The organism is Streptomyces zhihengii (assembly GCF_016919245.1).
Taxonomy (GTDB): Bacteria; Actinomycetota; Actinomycetes; order Streptomycetales; family Streptomycetaceae; genus Streptomyces; species Streptomyces zhihengii.
Genome location: NZ_JAFEJA010000001.1, coordinates 691,902 through 712,269 on the forward strand (window position 1 = coordinate 691,902; position 20,368 = coordinate 712,269).

At 76.2% G+C, this 20,368-nt stretch carries 16 protein-coding genes; 10 read left to right on the forward strand and 6 right to left on the reverse strand.

The window, feature by feature from the left end:
- Positions 1-139: 139 nt before the first annotated feature.
- Positions 140-385, forward strand: a complete 246-nt coding sequence (locus tag JE024_RS02960) for a hypothetical protein (protein ID WP_205372059.1) — start codon at positions 140-142, stop codon at positions 383-385.
- 40 nt (positions 386-425) lie between these two features.
- Here the strand turns inward: JE024_RS02960 and JE024_RS02965 are convergent, their stop codons facing one another.
- Together JE024_RS02965 and JE024_RS02970 are read right to left on the reverse strand one after the other, a co-directional pair.
- Complete coding sequence (locus JE024_RS02965) at positions 426-1,640, reverse strand: PP2C family protein-serine/threonine phosphatase (protein WP_205376345.1); 1,215 nt, start codon at positions 1,638-1,640, stop codon at positions 426-428.
- A gap of 327 nt (positions 1,641-1,967) precedes the next feature.
- Positions 1,968-2,423 (reverse strand): hypothetical protein, encoded by a 456-nt coding sequence (locus tag JE024_RS02970; protein ID WP_205372060.1) that lies wholly within the window; start codon positions 2,421-2,423, stop codon positions 1,968-1,970.
- Positions 2,424-2,698: 275 nt separating this feature from the next.
- Here JE024_RS02970 and JE024_RS02975 point away from each other — a divergent pair, with 275 nt between their 5' ends.
- From JE024_RS02975 to ligD, 8 genes are all read left to right on the forward strand, one after another.
- Entirely contained in the window at positions 2,699-3,271 is a 573-nt protein-coding gene (locus JE024_RS02975; protein ID WP_205372061.1) for a snapalysin family zinc-dependent metalloprotease, read from the forward strand.
- A 147-nt stretch (positions 3,272-3,418) separates the two neighbouring features.
- Positions 3,419-4,846 carry an MFS transporter gene (locus tag JE024_RS02980; RefSeq protein WP_244882561.1) on the forward strand — a complete coding sequence of 476 codons (1,428 nt, stop codon included), beginning with the start codon at positions 3,419-3,421 and terminating at the stop codon, positions 4,844-4,846.
- Complete coding sequence (locus tag JE024_RS02985) at positions 4,836-6,323, forward strand: pyridoxal phosphate-dependent decarboxylase family protein (protein WP_205372063.1); 1,488 nt, start codon at positions 4,836-4,838, stop codon at positions 6,321-6,323. Before JE024_RS02980 ends, JE024_RS02985 begins: the two co-directional genes overlap by 11 nt.
- A gap of 428 nt (positions 6,324-6,751) precedes the next feature.
- Complete coding sequence (locus JE024_RS02990; protein ID WP_244882562.1) at positions 6,752-9,931, forward strand: penicillin acylase family protein; 3,180 nt, start codon at positions 6,752-6,754, stop codon at positions 9,929-9,931.
- A gap of 191 nt (positions 9,932-10,122) precedes the next feature.
- A complete protein-coding gene (gene thpR / locus JE024_RS02995; protein ID WP_205372065.1) occupies positions 10,123-10,752 on the forward strand; it encodes an RNA 2',3'-cyclic phosphodiesterase in 630 nt (209 codons plus the stop codon).
- Between the two features lie 318 nt (positions 10,753-11,070).
- Positions 11,071-12,249 carry an LLM class flavin-dependent oxidoreductase gene (locus JE024_RS03000; protein ID WP_205372066.1) on the forward strand — a complete coding sequence of 393 codons (1,179 nt, stop codon included), beginning with the start codon at positions 11,071-11,073 and terminating at the stop codon, positions 12,247-12,249.
- A 115-nt stretch (positions 12,250-12,364) separates the two neighbouring features.
- The gene (locus tag JE024_RS03005) at positions 12,365-13,321 is read left to right on the forward strand and encodes a helix-turn-helix transcriptional regulator (protein WP_244882563.1); all 957 of its coding nucleotides are present in this window, start codon (positions 12,365-12,367) and stop codon (positions 13,319-13,321) included.
- Between the two features lie 134 nt (positions 13,322-13,455).
- The gene (ligD, locus tag JE024_RS03010) at positions 13,456-14,388 is read left to right on the forward strand and encodes a non-homologous end-joining DNA ligase (RefSeq protein ID WP_205372067.1); all 933 of its coding nucleotides are present in this window, start codon (positions 13,456-13,458) and stop codon (positions 14,386-14,388) included.
- Between the two features lie 63 nt (positions 14,389-14,451).
- Here the strand turns inward: ligD and JE024_RS03015 are convergent, their stop codons facing one another.
- Positions 14,452-14,877, reverse strand: coding sequence for an SsgA family sporulation/cell division regulator (locus tag JE024_RS03015; RefSeq protein WP_205372068.1), 426 nt, complete (start codon positions 14,875-14,877; stop codon positions 14,452-14,454).
- A 371-nt stretch (positions 14,878-15,248) separates the two neighbouring features.
- On the opposite strand from JE024_RS03015, the gene JE024_RS03020 reads away from it, so the two are divergent.
- Positions 15,249-15,887 carry a TOPRIM nucleotidyl transferase/hydrolase domain-containing protein gene (locus JE024_RS03020; RefSeq protein ID WP_205372069.1) on the forward strand — a complete coding sequence of 213 codons (639 nt, stop codon included), beginning with the start codon at positions 15,249-15,251 and terminating at the stop codon, positions 15,885-15,887.
- A gap of 54 nt (positions 15,888-15,941) precedes the next feature.
- On the opposite strand, the gene JE024_RS03025 is transcribed toward JE024_RS03020, so the two are convergent.
- From JE024_RS03025 to JE024_RS03035, 3 genes are all read right to left on the reverse strand, one after another.
- A complete protein-coding gene (locus JE024_RS03025) occupies positions 15,942-16,388 on the reverse strand; it encodes an SRPBCC family protein (RefSeq protein WP_205372070.1) in 447 nt (148 codons plus the stop codon).
- A 166-nt stretch (positions 16,389-16,554) separates the two neighbouring features.
- A complete protein-coding gene (locus JE024_RS03030) occupies positions 16,555-18,543 on the reverse strand; it encodes an ABC transporter ATP-binding protein (protein ID WP_205372071.1) in 1,989 nt (662 codons plus the stop codon).
- A complete protein-coding gene (locus JE024_RS03035; protein ID WP_205372072.1) occupies positions 18,540-20,237 on the reverse strand; it encodes an ABC transporter ATP-binding protein in 1,698 nt (565 codons plus the stop codon). The genes JE024_RS03030 and JE024_RS03035 overlap by 4 nt, the downstream gene beginning before the upstream one ends.
- Positions 20,238-20,368 lie beyond the last annotated feature (131 nt).

Below are 20,368 nucleotides of genomic sequence, written 5' to 3' on the forward strand. Positions count from 1 at the left end.
CCCGGCCGCCCCTCACGGCGGTCCGGGAGGCAGCCGGAGGCAGGCGGGGGCAGGCGGGGGGCTGCTCTGATCGTGCGCCGCGGCAGCGCGTCACGGCGGCCTCGGACACCGCGGCGGCGGCCCTCCGTATGATCCGGCCATGGCTGAGCGATCTTCCCCTCCCCCCGACGACCTGGTGCGGCTCCAGCGCGACGCGGACGCCGCCCGGCACGAGGCGGAACGGCAGGGCCACGCCCCGGAGGCCCGGCGGGTGTGGCAGGAGGCGACGGCGGTGGTGAAGAACGCCGTGGCGGAGCACGCGGCGGCCGGGAACCTGGACCCCGTGGAGCTGGAACGGGACGTGCAGCGGGCCGCGCGCGAGGCGGACGGGAGCGGCGGGGACTGACGGCGGCCGGCCGCGCGCCGCCCGCGGCGGAGCGGGGACGTCAGAGCAGACCGGGGACGGTCGGCTCCGGGTCGTGCGGGGGACGCCACTCCACCAGCAGGATCGTCGCGTCGTCGGTGAGCTGGTGGTCGTGGTGCTCCAGGATCGCGTGCATCAGCCGGCGCAGGGCCTCGTAGGCGGGCTCGCCCGCGGCGGTCGCGCGGATCAGGAACTCGGTGAAGGTCTCCAGGCCGAACCGGGTCCCGGCCCGGGTGCGCGCGTCGGTGACGCCGTCGGTGTAGAGCAGGACCCGGTCGCCGGGCCTGAGCTGCTCGTGGTGGACGGTGGGCACCTGGCCGGACAGCCGGGCCAGCCCGAGCGGGAGCTGCACCGGACGCTCCAGGGCGTCGGGCAGGATGCGGTGGCCCCGGATGAGCAGCGGGGGCGGATGTCCGCAGTTCGTCCAGGTCAGCTCCCCGCTCTCCAGGTCGAGGTGCAGGAAGACACCGGTGCAGTACCGGTCCGGGAACGCGTCGGCGATGGCGTGGTCGACCAGCGTGGTCAGATGGCTGAGCCCGGCACCGGTGCGCCGGGCGTTGCGGCACCCGGCGAGCGCCACCGACGAGGTGAGCCCTGCGGGCAGGTCGTGGCCCATGGCGTCGAGGACGGCCGCGTGCAGCGTGCGGTCGAACAGGGTGTGGTCGAAGGCGTCGCCGCCGACCTGGTACGCCGGCTCCAGCACGGCCGACGAGGTCACCTCCGGCGCCCGCAGGGTGCGCGGCGGGAGGAACGCCCACACCAGCTCGGCGGGGAGGTCCATCGGCCGGGCGCGCTGGACACGGGTGTAGCTGTCGCTGTGGGCGCCCTTGGTCAGCACGATCAGTGTGAGCAGCGCGGCCAGGGAGCGGCAGAACCGGAGCAGCGCGGCGTCGAGCCGGTCGCAGGAGAGGCCGAGGACGCCGACGCGCTCGATGCCGTCCTGGAGCGGCAGCCACACCGCCATCCCGCCGTCGTCCGCCTCCGCGACCCGCAGGGAGCTGGTGCGGTACGCCCACCCCGGCAGGCTGTGGTCGATCGGCCACACCGGCTGCTCGGGGGTGCTCGTGTCCGGCAGCGGTACCAGGACCTCCTGCTGGACGTCGGCGAGGTACAGCGTCACGCTGCGCAGGCCGAGGGACAGGGTCACCTCGTTGACCAGTTCCGGGAGGCGGGCCGGGTCCACCGTCTCGGCCCGGCGGAGGATCTCCTCCAGCGCCTGCTGCCCGGCGGTGCTCATCTCGTCCACGGCCACTCCCCCACGGGGACCCGGAGGCGTCCGGGGGCGACGGTGCCGCCGGGAGCCGCCACGGGGCTGACGGGCCGGAACGGACGGGGCATGCGCACACCTCCACCGTGATCGCCGGGCACAGCCAGCCTACGAGCGCGGGTGTCCGTCGGCACCCGGCGCACACCCGCCCCGCGCCCCGGGCGCGGTCCGGTGTCCTGCGCGGGTGTCCGGCGGGACTGCGTGCAGGATCCCCGGCGGGTTCGCGCGCGGGGGTGTCCCGAGGGCTCGCGTAAGGGGGGTGCCCGGCCGGTTCACGTGCGCGGGTGTCCCGGGGGCTCATCCGGGGTGGTCGTCCGGGGGCAGGGCCGTGTGGTCGGGGTGGTTCCTGGTGCGGCGGGCCTCCTTCATCCCGGCCTCGTACAGATGGTCGCGGCCGTCGGCCAGTTCCCCGCGGATGTCCGCCTCCAGCTCCTGGAAGGGCCGGTAGTAGGTCGCGTTGTACGCCTCGACGATCTGGAAGGTCCAGTGGCCGGGGATGACGTTGCGACCGAGGATCTCCCGTTCGACGCGCTCCGCCTGTTCGTGGTGGCCGGCTTCGCGGAGCAGGCGGACGGCGTCGTCCAGGGTGAGGTCGGCGCCGCCGGTGAGCTGGTGGAAGGTGTAGAGCGCGCCGCGGGCCCGCTCGACCGTCTCCAGGGCCTCGGAGAGCGCCCCCAGGGCGCGGACCGTTGCGTCGGACACGCCCTCCGGACGCCGGTGTGCCTCGTCGGGCGGCTGCGGGTCGGATGTCATGCCTGCTTCTGTTCCCCCGGACACCGGTCCGCAGACTGCGGCATCCGGGTCGGCGCGCGCCCGGCCCGCGGACCGGGCGTCCGCGTCGCCGACGGCCGTTCCGCCGACCGGCGGATCCGGTCGCCGCGGAGCCGGATCGCGCCGACAGGCGTAGCCCGCCGTGGCGCGGGAAAACCTCAACTGCCCACCGGGCAGCATGAGTTCACCGACATGCTCCCTCCCACGCGCCCGGATCCGCATCGGACCCGGGTCCCCCCACCAGCGAAGGGACAGCAATGCCGAACCGCACATGGACGACGTGGACCGGCGCCGCGGCGGCGATCGTGCTCGCCGTGGCACCGGCCGCGGACGTCGCGGCCGCGCCACAGCAGGAGCAGAACGCCGCGGCCGTCGTGACCTTGCGCTACGACGACAGCCGCGCGGCGGGCTGGGAGGCGGCGATAGCCGCCGGAGTCGCCAACTGGAACGCCTCCGTCAGCACCGTCCGCCTGGTCGAGGCCGCGCCCGGCACCACGGCCGAGATACAGATCGTGGCCACCACCGGCTGGCCGCAGGCCACCCTCGGCCCGGTCCGCCCCGGCGGGCGGGCCCGGGTGGAGCTCGGCAGCCAGGCCGTCACCGACGGGCACGACAAGACCCGGATCGCCGCCCACGAGATCGGCCACAACCTGGGGCTGCCGGACACCAAGCCGGGGCCGTGCTCCCAGCTCATGTCGGGCTCCAGCGCGGGCACTTCCTGCCGCAACGCGGTGCCGAACGCGACCGAACGGGCCCGCGTGGCGGCGTTCTACGCCCAGAGCCTCGCACGGACACCGGCCGACGGACGCCTGCTGGTGGACGCGCCGTAGGCCCGTGGCGCACCCGGCCGGCCGCCGTCCGCACACGGGCGGCGGCCGGCCTCCGTCCTTCCACGGCGGCCCGCCGCCACGGGAGTTCACGGCCCCGTCACACCCGCCTCTTGCCGCCCGCTCGGGCGGTCGTTCATGATCTGCGCCATGTCAGCAGACGCCCCGGCCGCTTCCCCCCGGCCCGTGCCCGTGCCCCTGCCGCGCCGGGTGCGGATCGGGTACGGCCTGGGATCCCTGTGCACCGGCACGTTCGCCACCGTGCCCGGGCTCATCCTGCTCTACTACCTGACCGATGTGCTGGCCGTCCCCGCGGCCGTCGCCGGCTTCGCCGTCTTCCTGCCCAAGGCGTGGGACGTGCTGGTCAACCCGCTCGTGGGGGCGCTCTCCGACCGCAGCAGGCTGCGCGGCGGGCCGCGCCGGCCGTTCCTGCTCGCCGGGGCCTGCACCCTGCCGCCGCTGTTCGCGCTGATCTTCGCCGCGCCCCCGCTGCGCGGAGCGGCCGCGGCCGGGTACGTGGCGGTGCTGTTCCTGCTCGCGGCCACCGCGTACGCCGTCTTCCAGGTGCCGTACGTGACGATGCCCGCGGAGATGACCGAGGACCCGGCCGAACGGGGCCGGGTGCTCGGCTGGCGGGTCGGCTTCCTCGGGGTCGCGATCCTGCTCTCCGGCGCGCTCGCGCCGGCGATCGCCCACGCCGACGGCGGCGGGCCCGGCGGCTACCGGCTGATGGGGGCCGCCGTCGCCGTGCTGCTGGCCGTGGGCATGTTCGGCGCCTGGTTCACCACCCGGTGGGCCCCGGCGGTCGCCCGCAGCGAGGCCGAGCCCTCGCTCCGCGCGCAGCTCGCCGCGGCCCGCTCGAACCGGCCCTTCCTCTTCCTCGCCGGCATGTGGACCCTCCAGGCGCTCGCCGTGGGCGTGATGCTCGCCGGGGTCCAGTACTTCGCCACGTACACTCTGGGCTCGCCCGCCGCGGTCACCCCGCTGTTCGCCTGTCTGATCGGCCCGCTCGTCCTGGTGATGCCGCTGTGGCACCGGCTCGCGGACCGGCTCGGGGTGAAGGGGGCCCAGTGGTGCGCCTCGCTGCTCTTCCTCGCCGGTGCGCTGCTCCTCGCGCTCACCCGGACCGCCGGTCCCGTCGTGGGCTACGCCGCCGTCGTGCTGATCGGCGTCGCCTACGCGGGGCTCCAGCTCCTGCCGCTGACCATGCTCGCGGACACCCTCGCCGCCGACGTGGTCCGCACCGGGCGGCGGCGGGCCGCCACCTTCACCGGGCTGTGGACCGCCGCCGAGACACTGGCGTTCGCCCTGGGGGCGGGGGTGTTCGCGGCGGTGCTGGCCGCGACCGGGTTCCGCTCGTCGGACGCGGAGCACCGGGTGGCGCAGCCCGCGGCGGCCCTGGACGGCATCGCGGCGGGCATGAGCCTGCTGCCGGCCGCGCTGGCCGCGGCGAGCCTGTGGCTGCTGCACCGTTACCGCGAGGACGGCGGCGGGCCGGGAGCCGGCGGCTCATCCGTACCGGCCGTGCCGCACCAGGCGGCACGGCGGCAGGAACCGAAGGGCGACCATGCCGACTGAACCCACCCGCGCCCCGGGCGCCGGGCAGAGCGCCGACGCGATCCTCGCCGAGCTGCGCGGACTGCGGGAGGCCGACGCCCCCACCCGGGGCGGGCGGACCTTCGCCTACGTCTACGACGCCGGACTGGACGGGCTCGACGAGCTGGCCGCCGCCGCCTACACGGCGTTCGCCACGGTCAACGGCCTGGACCCGACCGTCTTCCCGAGCGTGGCCAGGCTGGAGAACGACGTGGTGGGCGCCGTCGCCGCGCTGCTCGGCGCGCCCGGCGCGCAGGGCACGTTCACCAGCGGCGGCACGGAGAGCATCCTGCTGGCCGTCAAGACCGCCCGTGACCACGCCCGGGCCGAACGCGGCGTGCGGGCACCGGAGCTGGTCCTGCCGTCGACCGCGCACGCGGCGTTCCACAAGGCCGCCCACTACCTGGGCCTGGAGACGGTCGTGGTCCCCGTCGACCCGCTCACCTTCCGCGCCGACGCGGCGGCGATGGCCGCCGCGATCACCGACGACACCGCGCTCGTGGTCGCCTCGGCCCCCTCCTACGCGCACGGGGTGATCGACCCGGTGGCGGCGATCGCCGCGGCCGCCGCCGCCCGCGGGGTGCTCTGCCATGTCGACGCGTGCATCGGCGGCTGGCTCCTCCCCCATCTGCGGCGGGCCGGACGCGCGATCGAGCCCTTCGGTCTGTCGGTGCCCGGCGTCACCTCGGTCTCCGTCGACCTCCACAAGTACGGGTACGCCGACAAGGGCGCGTCCGTGGTGCTGTACCGGGACGCCGGGCTGCGGCGCCACCAGTACTTCGCGCACGCGGGCTGGCCCGGGTACCCGGTGGTCAACCCCACCGTCCAGGGCACCAAGCCGGGCGGGCTGCTGGCGCAGGCGTGGGCCGTGCTCCGGTACGTCGGCGACGACGGCTACGCGGCGCTGGCCGCCCGGGTCGCCGAGGCCTCGGACCGGCTGCTGGCCGGGCTGGGGACGATCGGCGGCCTGCGGGTGCTGGGCGACCCGGTCCCCGGGCTGGTCGCCGTCACCGCCGTAGGCGGGACGGGGGCGGACGGGGGCGGCGAGCCGGATCTGAGCCTGCTGCTGCACCTCGCGGACGAGATGCGCGAACGCGGCTGGTACCTCCAGCCCCAGCTCTCCTTCGACGGCCTGCCGCCCAATCTCCATCTGACGCTCACCCCGGCCACCGCGGACCGGGTGGACGACCTGCTGGCGGACCTCCGGGCGGCGCTCGGCTCGGCCCGCGCGCTGCCGCCGGTGTCCGTCGATCCGGGCCTGGCCGAACTCGCCGCCGGACTCGACCCGGACACCCTCGGCCCGGACGAGGTCGCCGCCGTGCTGGCCTTCGCCGGACTCGGCGGCGACGGCGGCCTGCCGGCCCGTACGGCCCCCGTGCTGGCGCTGCTCGACGCCCTGCCCCGGGCGCTGAAGGAGCGGCTGCTGACGGAGTTCATCGGCTCGGTCTTCCGCATCTGAGGCCGGTCCGCGCGGGTGCGGCAGGTCCGCGCGGGTGCGGCAGGTCCGCGCGGGTGCGGCAGGTCCGCGCGGGTGCGGCAGGTCCGCGCGGGTGCGGCAGGCCGGGCCGGCCTGCCGCACCCGCACCCGCACCCCGACGCCCCACACCCGGCGCCGCACCCGCGCACGCCCGCACGCGCTCGCGCGCCACCACCTCGCCTCCGCACGGCCGCCCGGACATCGGGGACCTCGACGCGCCCTGATGTCGGGGGTGTTGCAGTCGTACGGCGAACCCCGCGCGAGGGCTCCTCGCCGGGCCCGCGGGCCACTACTCTTCCCGCGCCCCCCACGGTCCGTTCCGGTATCCCTTCGTCGAAGAGGCCACGGTGACCCCTCCCCCCGTACCACCCCCGCCACGCCGCCGCCGGGCGAGGCTCCGCTCGGCGCTGGTGAGCGTGCTCGCGGCGTCCGCCCTGCTGGCCCCGGCGGGCGTCGCGGCCCCCGCGCACGCCGCCGCGGGCACCGATCCCGTGCCGGCGGCGGGCGACCCCTGCCTCGGCCAGTGCCAGGACATCCTCCCGGCGGGCCAGAACGGCCACGCCACGCTCGCCGGCATCCTGCTGCACCAGACGGTCGGCACCCGCCCCAAGCACTCGGCCGACCAGATCGAGCCGTACGACAACCTGCTGCACGACTACTCCGGGCTGACGCCCGATCAGCTCGCCGACTACTTCAACGACGCCTCCCTGGGCGTGCCCGCCGGGCAGGCGGAGAGCACCGTGTCCCCGCGCGCGGACGTCACCATCACCCGCGACAAGGCCACCGGCACCCCGCACGTCAAGGGCACCACCCGCGCGGGGACCGAGTTCGGCGCCGGATACGCCGCCGGCCAGGACAAGCTGTGGCTGATGGACGTCCTGCGGCACGTGGGGCGCGGCGAGCTGTCGTCGTTCGCGGGCGGCGCGGCGGGCAACCGGGCGCTGGAGCAGAGTCTGTGGGCGGTGGCCCCGTACACCGAGGCCGATCTGACCGCCCAGCTCGACCGGGTCCGCGCCTCGGGCCCGAAGGGCGCGCAGGCGTACCGGGACATCGGGGACTACGTCGCCGGCATCAACGCGTGGATCGACGACACCCTCGCGGCGGGCTCCTACCCGGGCGAGTACGAACTGACCGGCCACGGACGGGCGATCGAGGACTTCACCGCGACGGACGTGGTGGCCATCGCCTCGGTCGTCGGCGCCATCTTCGGCGGGGGCGGCGGGGGCGAGGTCGAGAACGCGCTGGTGAAGCTGGAGTTCCGGCAGCGCTACGGCGCCGCCGCCGGTGACGCCGCGTACACCGCGTGGCGGGCGCAGGACGACACCGAGGCGGTCACGACCCAGCACAGCGGGACGTTCCCGTACGCCAACACCCCCGCCTCCCCCTCGGGTACCGCGCTTCCGGACCGCGGCTCGGTGCGGGCCTTCGCCCATGCCCGCAACGGGACCGGCACCGGCGCGACCGGCTCCGCGACCGCCGCCTCGACCGCCGCCGAAAGGGCCGAAAAGGCCGACGGCGTGCTGCCCGGTGACCTGATCACCGCCAGGAAGGGCATGTCCAACGCCCTGGTGGTGTCGGGCGAGCACACCGCCTCGGGCCACCCCGTCGCCGTCTACGGGCCCCAGACCGGGTACTACGCCCCCCAGCTCCTGATGCTCCAGGAGCTGGACGGCCCCGGCCTGCGCGCCCGCGGGGCCTCGTTCCCCGGGCTGAGCTTCTACGTGGAGATCGGCCGCGGCCTCGACTACTCCTGGAGCCCCACCTCGGCCAACCAGGACATCACCGACACCTTCGCGACCGAGCTGTGCGAGCCGTCGGGCGCGACGCCGACCACCGCGTCGGACCACTATCTGCTGCGCGGGGTGTGCACCCCCTTCGAGACGCTCACCCGGCACAACTCCTGGCAGCCCACCACGGCCGACTCCACGGCGGCCGGATCGTACGACCTCGTCACCCGGCGCGGCGCGTACGGACTCGTCACCCACACGGGCACGGTGGGCGGCAGGCCGGTCGCGTACAGCGCGCTGCGCTCGACCTACCACCACGAGCTGGACTCGGTGATCGGCTTCCAGCAGTTCAACGACCCGGCCGAGATCACGTCCGCGCGGTCGTTCCAGGCCGCGGCTCAGAACGTCGGCTACACCTTCAACTGGTTCTACGCCGACGCCGACCACACCGCGTACTACAACTCCGGGACCAACCCCGTGCGGGCCGCCGGGACGGATCCGGACCAGCCGGTCTGGGCGCGCCCCGCGCACGAGTGGCGGAACTGGGACCCGGCCGCCAACACCTCGGACGTGACCCCGCCCGCCGCGCATCCGCAGTCGGTCGACCAGGACTACTACATCAGCTGGAACAACAAGCAGGCGAAGGGGTTCGCCTCGGACTGGGGCAACGGGGCGGTCCACCGGGCGGACATCCTCGACACCCGGGTCGCCGCCCTGGTGGCGGCCGGCGACGTCACCCGCACCGGGCTGGTGAAGGTCATGGAGGAGGCCGCGACCGTCGACCTGCGCGCCGACACGGTGCTGCCGGTCCTGCTCGACGTCATCGGCACCGCCGAGGTGACCGATCCCGCGCAGGCCGCGGCGGTGGCGAAGCTGCGCGCCTGGCTGTCCGACGGGCCCGTCCGCCGGGAGACCGCGAAGGGCTCACGGGTCTACGCCCACGCGGACGCGATCCGCGTCCTGGACGCCTGGTGGCCGCTGCTGGTCGAGGGCTCGTTCACGCCCGCGCTCGGCGACGACCTCTACCGGGCCCTGACGGCCGTCGCGCCGATCAACGAGTCCCCCTCGGGCGGCCAGAACGGCAGCGGGGCGGCCGGCTCCGGCATCGCGGCGGGCGAGGCGCACAAGGGGTCGGCGTTCCAGCACGGCTGGTGGGCCCAGGTCCACAAGGACCTCCGGTCCGTGCTCGGCCGGCCGGTGAGCAGCCCGCTCGACCGGACGTACTGCGGCGGCGGCTCGCTCGCCGAGTGCCGCCGGATCCTGCTCACCACCCTGGCCGCCGCCGCGGCGACGCCCGCGAGCGCCGTCTACCCGTCCGACAAGCACTGCGGCGCGGGCGAGCAGGTCTGCGCCGACTCGATCGTGCACCGGGCGATGGGCGGCATCACCGTGCCGCGCATCGCGTGGCAGAACCGCCCCACCTACCAGCAGGTGGTCGAGTTCCCCGCCCGCCGCACCGACGACCTCACCGACCTCGCCGCCGGCGCGAGGGCCACGGCCTCCGACCACCAGGACGCCGTCGTCGTCTCCTATCCGCCGCGCAACGCGGTGGACGGCGATCCGTCCACGCGCTGGGCGAGCAGGACGGTCGCCACCGCGTGGATCTCCCTCGACCTCGGGGCGGTCCGCCGGGTGGGCCGGGTGACGCTCCGCTGGTCGGACCAGTACGCGCGGAGGTACCGCGTCGAGGTGTCGTCGGACAACGCGGTCTGGCGGACGGTGCACACGACCACGGCGGGCCGGGGAGGTGTGGAGAACCGCGCCTTCGATCCGGTCGACGCCCGCCATGTACGGATCGTCTGCCTCGAACGCGGCACCGAGAACCGGTACTCGCTGAGCGAGATCGGGGTCTTCGGGCGCTGACCGCGCCGCGGGTCGCCGGGGTGGCGCGGGCGTACGGCGTGTCCGGCGCCGCCCGTGCCGCACCCGGACGTGCGGGGTGCGCGGCCGCCGGCCGCCGGGCCCCCGTACGCTCGGTGCGGCGACATGGAGTGCCGGTGGGTGTGCGCCGCGGGGCGCGCTCCGCCGGCCGCGGTGCGAGCGGGAGAACGACGATGACCGAGCCGTCCGGGCACGGGGCGGGTCCGTACGCGGGCCCCGGTGCGGACACCGAGCGGCGCGCCGCGACGACCCGGGTCTTCATCGCCCTCGCCCCGCCCGACGAGGCCAAGGACGAACTGGCGCGGGCGCTGGCCCCCGCCTGTGCGGCGTACCCGAACATGCGCTGGAACCGCATCGAGGACTGGCACATCACCCTGGCGTTCCTCGGGGAGCTCCCGACGGCCGCCGTGCCGTCGCTGCGCCCGCCGCTCGCGGAGCTGGCGGCGGCGCGCCCGCCGCTGGAGCTGTCCCTGCGCGGCAGCGGCCACTTCGACGACCGGGTGCTGTGGAGCGGCGTCGACGGGGACCTCGACGGGCTGCGGCTGCTCGCCGCCGAGGTCCGCGCCGCGGTGGAGGACGGCGGCGTCCCCTACGCCGGCCGGCCGATGCGCCCCCATCTCACGCTCGCCCGCGCGCGCCGCGCCGACACGGCCGCCGTGCCGGACGCGGCGGCCGGCCTCGCCGCCTTCACCGGCGGCACCTGGCGGGCCGCCCGCCTTCACCTGGTCGGCAGCGACTTCGGCCGCGGCCCGGGGCCGATACGGTACGGCGACATCGCGTCGTGGCCGTTCGAGGGCGCCTGACGCCGGCGCCCTCGGCGCCCCTCCGCCGCCTTCCACGGCACGGAACGCGGATGTCCGCATGATGGACCGCTGTTGTCGGTGCGGTGGCACCGCCGTCAGGATGCGGGCATGCGCCCCGAGCTCGTCCGCCGCCGCCCTGTGGACCTCATGCGTGTCGCGGGGATGCTCTGTCGGTCCGGCCGCCCGCACGCCGTCTGCCGCTGACCTTCCGCGCCCCGCCGGGCCGGCCCCCGGACACCGGTTCCGCCGTCCGGGACGGCCGCCCGCGCCGCGGTGGTCACCCCGCCGTGTCCCGACTCCCGTGAGGTGGCTCCCCGCATGCCCTCGTCCGCCGCGCCCGTACTGCACTGGTTCCTGCCGACCGGCGGGGACGGCCGCGACCCCGGCGGTGTCACCGCCGTGCAGGGACGCACCGCCGCCGCCACCCGGCGCCGGGCCGATGTCGGCTATCTCGCCCAGGTCGCGCGGGCGGCCGAACGGGCCGGGTTCGACAAGCTGCTGACGCCGGTCGGGCTGGGCTGCGTCGACCCCTGGGTGCTGACCCCGGCGCTGGCCGCGCAGACCGAGCGGATCGGTTTCCTCGTGGCCTTCCGCGCCGGGCTGTCCCAGCCCACCCTGATCGCCCAGCAGGCCGACACGTTCCGGCGTCTGTTCGGCGACCGGATCGCCCTCAACATCGTCACCGGCGGCGACCCGGCCGAGCAGCGCGCCTACGGCGACCTGCTGCCGAAGGACGAGCGGTACACGCGCAGCGGTGAACTGATGCACGTGGTCAGGGAGTTGCTGGCGGGCCGGCAGGTGGACCTGGCGGGCCGTCATGTGCGGGTGGAGAACGCCCGGCTGCACGAACCTGCCCTCGACGCGCCCGTCCCGCTGTACTTCGGCGGCGCGTCACCCGCCGCCGAGGAGGTCGCGTCCCGGCACGCGGACGTGCAGCTCCTGTGGGGCGAGCCGCCGGCCGCCGTGGCCGAGCGGATCGGCAGACTGCGCGAGAAGGCGGCCCGCCACGGCCGTGCGCCGCGCTTCGGGCTGCGCCTGCACGTCATCAGCCGTGACACGGCCGAGGACGCCTGGCGGGAGACCGAGCGCATCCTCGCCGGACTGGACCCCGAGGCGGTGCGCGCCTCCCAGGAGCGCTTCGCCCGGATGGAGTCCACCGGACAGGCCAGGATGACGGCGCTGCACGGCGGCTCGGCCGGCCGGCTGACCGTCGCGCCGAACCTGTGGGCGGGGATCGGCCTGGTCCGCGAGGGGGCCGGCACCGCGCTGGTCGGCTCGCACGACGAGGTCGCCGCACGGCTGTGGGAGTACCGCAATCTGGGCGTCGAGGAGTTCGTGCTGTCCGGCTATCCGCATCTGGAGGAGGCCTACCGGGTCGGCGAGGAGGTCGCGCCCCGGCTGCGCGCCCTGGCCGCGGCCGCCGCGTCCGTCCCCGCGTCCGCATCCGCTTCCGGTCCCGTCCCCGGACCCGCATCCCCCGCGGCATCCGCCCTCTGAACTGCCCGTTCGTCCCTTCCGTTCCCTTGACGGAGATTTCCCGTCCGGGCCCGGGAGGCGTACCGTCTGGTCGGACGGGGGTGTCCGAGTGCACTGGGCGAACAGGGGGAGCACCGTGATCGAGACACTCGCCTTCCACAGCAATCGGCTGGACGTGACGGAGGACTTCCTCTGCCGCGCGTACACGCCCATGCGGATCGGCGGCCGGCCGCGGAAGACCGGGGCGCGGATCGAGCGGAGCGCGGCCGACGGGCTGCTGGTCGACAAGCTGGACTTCGACTACACCCTGTCGTACGACGCGGGGCCGCTGGACAAGATCTGTCTGATCACCATGCACCGCGGCGTCGTCCGGGACACCACCGGCGGCCGCGACGAGCTGCACGGCCCCGGTGACACCTTCATGGTCGCGCTGCCGGACCGGGCGTACGCGGGCGAGGTGCGCGCCGCCCGGTACACGATCACGATGTTCGACACCGCGCTGCTGGACGAGGTCGCGGGCACCGCCGGCGGGCACGACGTCCCCGTCCGGTTCACCGGGCAGAGACCCGTGGACGCCGAGGCGGGCCGGCGCCTGGGCAGAACGGTGGCCTTCCTGCGCGACACCGTGCTCGGCGGTCCCGCGCCGGCGGTCGACGGCCTGGTGGTGTCCACCGCCGCGCGGCACCTGGCGGCGGTCGCCCTCGCCGCCCTGCCCAGCACGCTGCGGGACGACGGGCCGCGGCCTGCGGACAGCCGGGACGCGGGGACGGCGACGCTGCGCCGGGCGATGGCCTTCATCGAGGAGAACGCGCACCGGGACATCGGCCTCGCCGACATCGCCACGGCCGTGTGCGTGACCCCCCGCGCGGTCCAGTACGCGTTCCGGCGGCACGCGTCCACCACTCCGCTCGGCCATCTGCGCCGGGTGCGCATGGCCCTCGCCCACGGCGACCTCAGGGCGTCCGCGGCGGACGCGTCGAGCGTCCAGGGCATCGCCACCCGGTGGGGCTTCGCCCACCGGGGGCGTTTCGCGGCCGCCTACCGGGACGTCTACGGGGTGTCGCCGTCCGACACCCTCCGCACGTACCCCTGACCTGCCGGGTCGCGGGGCGGCGGCATGCGTGGCGCCGGGCCCCGGGGGTACCCGCTGTCATCGGACGGGGCCGTGGCACCGCGGGGTCCGCGGGTGTGCGGCCGGCACGCGACGGCACAGACGGCGGTACGGGCATGAGCACCGAGAAGCGCATCCGCGCGGGGCGGCGCACGGTGGCCGTCAGCCGTCCGGACAAGATCCTCTTCCCCGACGACGGGATCACCAAGGCCGGGCTGGCGGAGTACTACCGGCGGGTGGCCGGTGCGATGGTCCCCCACCTCGCCGGGCGCCCGCTGATGCTGGAGCGCCGCCCCGACGGTGTCACGGGGCAGGTGTTCATGCAGAAGGAGGTGCCGGCGTACTTCCCCGAGTGGTTCCACCGCGTCGAGCTGCCGAAGGAGGGCGGCACGGTGGTGTACCCGGTGTGCGACGACGCGCCCTCGCTGGTCTACCTCGCCGGGCAGGCCTGCATCACCCCGCACCGCTTCCTCTCCCGGGCGGACCGCCCCGACCACCCCGACCGCATGGTCTTCGACCTCGATCCGGCGGACGAGGGGTTCGGCCCCGTCCGCGTCACCGCGCTCCGGCTGCGGGAACTCCTGGACGGCATCGGCCTGCCCTCGGCCGTGATGACCACCGGGTCGCGGGGCCTGCACGTCGTCGTCCCGCTGGACCGGCGCGCCCCGTTCGACGAGGTGCGGCGGCTGGCACGGGCGGCGTCCGAGGTGCTCGTCGCGCGCCATCCGGACGAGCTGACCACCGCCGCCCGCAAGGAGGCCCGCGGAGACCGGCTCTATCTCGACGTCCAGCGCAACGCCTACGCCCAGACGGCGGTGGCCCCGTACGCCGTGCGCGCCCTCGACGGCGCGCCGGTGGCGGCGCCGCTGCGGTGGGCGGAGGTGGCGGACGGCGGGATCGACGCCCGCAGCTTCACGATGTCGGGCGTCCTCGACCGGCTGGACGACGGCCCCTGGCGGGGCGCCTTCCGGCGTCCCCGTTCCGCGCGCGCCGCGCTGGGGCGGCTGGAGCGTCGTGAGCCGTCCGCGCGGGACGACGGCGGCCGGTGACCGGGCGCGCCGCCCCCGGACCGCCCGCCCGCCGGCCGGGCCGGGGGCGGACCGGGCGGGCCGTCACGAGGCCAGGGCGTCCGTCACCGGGGACCAGTCGAGGTGGGCGCTCTCGCCGCCGAGGTCGACCAGGGCGTACGTCTCCCTGAGCAGTCGCACCAGCGGGCCGCGTTCCATCATGATCAGCGCCAGGTGCCCGTCCCGTTCGAGGCTCAGCAGGACGTGGTCGGCGTGCGCCGGGGAGACCCGGACGTCCCCCGTTCCGGCGGGCGCGTCGACGCCCGCGTGCAGCATGCCCCGGTCGACGTACCAGACGACGTCCATGCCCCGTGCGACGTGGAAGGTGAACTCGATCGCGTACGGGTCGCGGGTGTCGTAGCGGAGCGTGGTGGACACCGGGATCCGGCGGCCCTCCCGGACCTGATGGGCCATCACCCGCCGGGCGACCCACCGGCGGTCCGGCAGCACGCCGTCGCTGAACGTTGTCATATGGCTCTCCCTCGACGGTGGATCACAACGGCTGTCGGCCCGTCCCCCGGTCTCCTCACCCTGAATCCCCGCGGCACACCTGCTGTTCGTCCAGCGGCCTGCCGGGGCCCGCGGTGCGGTCCGGGCGGCCGCGGAACGAAACACGGAACGAAACACGGGACGGAGCACGGAACGAACGCCGCGGCGTCGACGGCGCGGTGGCACGTTCGGCGGGGACGGTGCGGCGGGAGGGCACGGCGGCACCCGGCGGGGCAGGGGACGCACGTCGCGACCGGGCACCCGGCGGGGCGGGGGAAGCGCGGCGCGACCGGGCACCGCAGGGGCCCGGAAATCCCGGTGACGTGCCGCGGGCGAGGGTGCAGACTCGCCCCATGGCTGATGTGCGCGCGTTCCGGGACGCGGTCACCGAGTGGGCGGCGGCCGGTACGGCCCCGCGGGCCGCGGAGTGCGCCGCGCGGGCTCGTGAACTGGCGGCGCGCCTGCGGGTGCGGACGGTGGTGCTCCTGGAGGGGCCGAGCGACTTCGCGGCCGTGGAGACGCTGGCCCGGCGGCGGGGGCGCGACCTCGGGGCCGAAGGGGTGTGCGTGCTGTCCATGGGCGGGGCGATGAGCGTGGGCCGCTACGCGGACATCCTCGGGCCTGCCGGACTGGACCTGCGCCTGACCGGGCTGTGCGACGAGAACGAGCGCCCGTACTACGGCCGCGCCCTGGAGCGGGCCCGTGCCCCGCGCCGGGACGTGTTCGTGTGCGCGAAGGACCTGGAGGACGAACTCATCCGCGCGCTGGGCACGGCCCGGGTCGAGGAGATCGTCCGGACCGAGGGCGATCTGCGCCCCTGGCTGACCTTCACCCGGCAGTCGGCCCAGCAGGGCCGGCCCGTGCACGAGCAGCTCCGGCGCTTCCTGGGCACGAAGAAGGGCCGCAAGATCCGCTACGGCCACCTCCTGGTGGACGCCCTCGGCCCGGGGCCGGTCCCCGCACCGCTCGACGAGCTGTTCGCTCGCGTGTGACGTACGGGCAGCGGCCCCGCGGGGCTCGTATTCGGGCCGCGCGCGGCGGGCGGCTCACCCCCTGAGTGCGTGCTCCCGCACGGCGATCCTGGCCAGCTTGGTCAGCATCATGCCGTTGCGGATGGCGACGAGGTAGTCCACGGGCAGGCCGTGCATCCGGGTGCCGGGGCCGCGGAGCGCGTGCCAGTCGAGGGTGAAGAGGGTGTTCCCGCCCCAGGGGAGCAGGCGCATGGCGATGCGGGCGGCCCCGAAGGGGTCGGCCTTCGCCTCCAGTTCGAGCCGCCGCTCCGGCTCGCTGATGCGCACCACGCAGGTGTCGTCCAGTGTCAGCGGCCCGACGCCCACCCGTACGCTCAGCCGCGCACCGACGTCCGGCCAGTGCGGGTCCGCGCGCGTCACCTGGCGGGTGCCGGTGACCCACTCGCCGTAGCGGTGGCCGTCGGAGAGCAGACGCCAGACCTCGGCGGGCGTGCTGAGGATCAGACGGCGGGTACGGGCCATGCCGCTCACGCTCCTTGCGGGGACGGGGGCTCGGACGGCGGCGCCGCGCACGGCGCACCGGGTGCGCCGGCCGCTCCGGCATCCGCCTCGGTGCCCTTGGCACCCTACGCACCGCCGTTCCCGCCCCGGCCGCGACACCCCGGGCCGGGGCGGCGGGGCGGTGGCTTCAGGAGCGGGGTGCGTCGCGGCTGCCGGACCAGGCGCGCCAGAGCGTCGCGTACGGACCGTCCGCCGCGCGCAGTTCGTCGTGGGTGCCGCTCTCGACGACGCGGCCCGCCTCCATGACGACGATCCGGTCCGCGGCGGCGGCCTGGGTCAGCCGGTGGGCGACGACGAGGGCGGTGCGGCCGGCCAGGGCCGCGGCGGCCGAGCGCTCCAGGTGGCGGGCGCCCGCGCTGCCCGCCTCGGCGGTCGCCTCGTCGAGCACGGCGACCTCGGGGTCGGCCAGGACGAGGCGGGCGAGGGCGAGTTGCTGGGCGCGCGCCGGGTCGAGGCGGTGGCCCCCCTCGCCGACGGCGGTGGCGAGCCCCCCGGGCAGGGCCTCGGCCCAGGCGAGGGCGTCCACCGTGGCGAGCGCGGCCCGCAGTTCGGCGTCGGTGGCGCCGGGGCGGGCGAGCCGGAGGTCGTCGGCGAGCGTGCCGGTGAACACATGGACCTCCTGCGTCACCAGCGCGACGGAGGCGGCGCCCGCGGTGCCGGCGGTGACGGTGCCCGAGGTGGGCCGCTGCACGCCCGCGACGAGCCGGGCGAGTGTGGACTTCCCGGCGCCGCTGGTGCCGACCAGGGCCACGTGCTCCCCGGCGGCGAGGGTGAGGGAGACGTCGTGCAGCACGGGGCGGCCCGCGCCGTACGCGTGGCCGACGGCGTCCACGGTGACGGCCACGGACCGGGGCGCGGGTTCGGAACCGGGAGCGGCCGCGGACCGGGGCGCGGGCCCGGGAGCGGACGCCGCCTCGGGTCCGGGGCCGGTGCGCTGCGCGGGGACGGCGGCGGGGGCCGGGCCGTCGCCCGGGGCAGAACCCTCACCCGGGGCCGAGCCATCAGCCGGCGCGGAGCAGCCACCCGGGGCAGCGCCGTCCCCGGCGGCCCGGCCCAGGTCGGTGACGCCGACCAGGCGGGCGAGGCAGGCGGCGGCCGACTGCGCGTCGTCCAGGAGCACCAGCGCCGCGTTGACGGGGCCGAAGAGGCTGTGGAAGTACAGGGCCGCGGCCGTCGCCGTGCCCACCGAGACGGCTCCGTCGCCGACCAGGAGGTATCCGGTGACGAGCACGGCGGCGAGACCGATGTACTCGGCGACGTGCAGACGGCCGTAGAAGCCGAGCACCAGGTTCACGCTGCGCATGGTGAGGCCGACGGCCGTGCGCGAGCGCGCGGCGCTCCGCTCGGTGTGCTCGTCCTCCAGCCGGTGGCCGCGAACGGTGGCGGCGCCGCCGATGGTCTCCAGCAGTTGCTGCTGCTGGGCTCCGTTGGCGACGCGCTGGTCCGCGTAGAGGGTCAGGGCCCGGCGCACGTACCAGCGGGCGGTGAGGAGCTGGACGGGCACGGCGAGGAGCGCGGCGAGCAGGAAGCGGACGTCCAGCAGGGCCATCGCCACCAGGGTGAGGACGATGGTGAGGACGGAGCGCGCCATCTCGGGGAGGGCGGAGCGGACGGCTTCGGCGACACGGGCGACGTCCCCGGTGACACGGGCGGTCAGATCGCCCGCTCCGGCGCGTTCGAGCCGGTCCGCGGGCAGGTGCAGGGCGCGTTCGACGAACTGCTCGCGCAGCCGGGCGAGGACGGTCTCGCCGAGGCGGGCGACCTGGGTCAGCCCGTAGGTGGTGGTCGCGCCCTGGGCGACGGCCACCAGCAGCAGGAGCACCACCGGGAGGGTGAGCGCGGCGGCGGGCCGGCCGTCCGCGACGATGTCGACGACGCGGCCCAGCAGCGGCTGGACGAGCAGGCCGACCGCGGTGGCCGCGACCAGCACGCCGAGGCCGGCGGCGGCGCGTGCGCGGTCCGGCCGGACGAGGTCGCGCAGCGCCGCCCGGGTGCGGGCGGCCGTGGCGACGGGCAGCAGTTCCCTGCCCTCGCCGGCGGGCGTGTCCTCGGCGGTGGGCGGACCTCCGGCGCCGGGGGCGTCGGAGGCGTCCGGTATGCCGGAGACCGTGGTCATGTGAGCACCGCCGCGCGGTAGACGGGATGGGAGCGGACGAGTTCCTGGTGGGGGGCATCGGCCGTGACGGTGCCGCCGTCGATCAGGACCACCCGGTCCGTGGCGGCGAGCAGCGCCGGGCTGCTGGTGACCAGGACGGTGGTGCGTTCGGCCCGGGCGCGGCGGATGCCGGCGGCGATCCGTGCCTCGGTGGCGGCGTCCACCGCGGTGGTCGGGTCGTGGACCACCAGGACGCCGCGGTCGGCGGCCAGGGCGCGGGCCAGGGCGACCCGCTGGCGCTGGCCGCCGGAGAGGGAGCTGCCGCGCTCGCCGATCTGTGCCGCGGTGCCGCCGGGGAGCGCGGCGGCGACCTCGTCGACGGCCGCGGCCTCCATGGCGGGCCGCGGGTCGGTGTCCGGCGGCGCGGCGGCGGTCACGTTCTCGGCGAGGGTGCCGGCGAAGAGCTGGGCGTCGTGCTCGGCCACCAGCAGGACGGACCGCAGGGCCTCGGGGGCGAGCCGGGTGAGCGGTACGCCGTCGAGCTCGACGCTGCCCCGGTCCGGGTCGCTGCGCCGGGCCAGGCAGTGCAGCAGGGCGGCGGCGTGGGCGGGGTCGGTGACGACCACGCCGAGGTGTTCGCCGGGCCGCACGGTGAGGTCGACGGCGTCGAGCCCTCCGTGGCCGAGCCCGCGCAGGCGCAGTTCGCCGGCGGCGGGGGTGACGGGCCGGCCGGTGCCGCCGCCGGTCTCGCCGGGCGAGGCGAGCACGTCGGCGATCCGCGCGGCGGAGGCGCGGCCCCTGGCGAACTCGGCGCCGACGCGGGCGAGCACGCTGATCGGGCCGGGCAGGAAGAGCGCGAGGCCGACGGCCGACACCAGGGCGCCCAGGCCGATGGAGCCGCTCAGCACGAGCCGTCCGCCGACGAGGGCGACCAGGGCGATGAAGGCGCCGGTCAGGGTGAGCATCAGGCCGGTCTGGAGGGCCTCGGCGCGGGCGGCGCGCACGTTCGCGTCCCGCGAGGCCCGGCTGGTGGCCCGGTAGCGGCCGACGGCGGTGGCCTCGGCCCGCAGGCCCTTCAGCACCCGGACGCCGGCGACCAGGTCGGCGGCGACGCCGGAGGCGTGCGCGGCGCGTTCCTGCTCGGCCTCGCTGCGGTGCTCCAGCGGACGGGCCAGCAGGTGCCCGAGGGCCATCAGCACCGGGGCGCCCACCAGCACCAGCAGTCCGAGCGGGAGGGAGGCCCGGAGCAGCAGCACGGCTCCCGCGACGACGCCGACGACGGCGGAGATGCCGAGGGTGAGGGCCATGTTGAGCGAGCCCACCCGGCGGGCGTCCTCGGTCGCCACGTTCACCAGGGCGCCGGGCGGGCGGCCGGTCTCGGCGCCGGCGTGCGGTGCGAGGACCCGGCCGACGACGTCCATGCGCAGCCGGTGGGCGGCCTGTTCGGCGGCGCGTTCGCCGGCCCGGGCACCGAAGCGGAAGCCGAACGACAGCATGGCGTAGACGACGGCGAGCACCACGAGCCAGCCGGCGAGGGCCGCCCCGTCGGGCCGGATCACGGCCCGGTCGACGATCAGGCCGATGAGGACCGGGACGAGCGCCTCGCCGATCTGGTGCGCCGCGCCGAGCACCGATCCGACGGCGACGTCGCGGCGCTGTCCGGCGACGGCGCGGCGGATGACGCCGCGCCCGGACCTGTCAGCCTCAGCCTGCACGGCCGGCCCCCCGAAACGGTGTGGACGAATGGCTTCGGCCACCCCTCCGACCGAAACGAAGGCAAGGCTAACCTAATTCGGCGATCACGGGGGCGCCGCCCGCCGCCGCGCCCCCGCGCCGGCGGGCTACC

What these genes read in the sequence shown, in the direction of transcription:
- JE024_RS02960 (WP_205372059.1), top strand. Translation starts at nt 140, where the DNA reads ATGGCTGAGCGATCTTCCCCTCCCCCCGACGACCTGGTGCGGCTCCAG.
- JE024_RS02965 (WP_205376345.1), bottom strand. Translation starts at nt 1,640, where the DNA reads ATGAGCACCGCCGGGCAGCAGGCGCTGGAGGAGATCCTCCGCCGGGCC.
- JE024_RS02970 (WP_205372060.1), bottom strand. Translation starts at nt 2,423, where the DNA reads ATGACATCCGACCCGCAGCCGCCCGACGAGGCACACCGGCGTCCGGAG.
- JE024_RS02975 (WP_205372061.1), top strand. Translation starts at nt 2,699, where the DNA reads ATGCCGAACCGCACATGGACGACGTGGACCGGCGCCGCGGCGGCGATC.
- JE024_RS02980 (WP_244882561.1), top strand. Translation starts at nt 3,419, where the DNA reads ATGTCAGCAGACGCCCCGGCCGCTTCCCCCCGGCCCGTGCCCGTGCCC.
- JE024_RS02985 (WP_205372063.1), top strand. Translation starts at nt 4,836, where the DNA reads ATGCCGACTGAACCCACCCGCGCCCCGGGCGCCGGGCAGAGCGCCGAC.
- thpR (WP_205372065.1), top strand. Translation starts at nt 10,123, where the DNA reads ATGACCGAGCCGTCCGGGCACGGGGCGGGTCCGTACGCGGGCCCCGGT.
- JE024_RS03000 (WP_205372066.1), top strand. Translation starts at nt 11,071, where the DNA reads ATGCCCTCGTCCGCCGCGCCCGTACTGCACTGGTTCCTGCCGACCGGC.
- ligD (WP_205372067.1), top strand. Translation starts at nt 13,456, where the DNA reads ATGAGCACCGAGAAGCGCATCCGCGCGGGGCGGCGCACGGTGGCCGTC.
- JE024_RS03015 (WP_205372068.1), bottom strand. Translation starts at nt 14,877, where the DNA reads ATGACAACGTTCAGCGACGGCGTGCTGCCGGACCGCCGGTGGGTCGCC.
- JE024_RS03020 (WP_205372069.1), top strand. Translation starts at nt 15,249, where the DNA reads ATGGCTGATGTGCGCGCGTTCCGGGACGCGGTCACCGAGTGGGCGGCG.
- JE024_RS03025 (WP_205372070.1), bottom strand. Translation starts at nt 16,388, where the DNA reads ATGGCCCGTACCCGCCGTCTGATCCTCAGCACGCCCGCCGAGGTCTGG.
- JE024_RS03030 (WP_205372071.1), bottom strand. Translation starts at nt 18,543, where the DNA reads ATGACCACGGTCTCCGGCATACCGGACGCCTCCGACGCCCCCGGCGCC.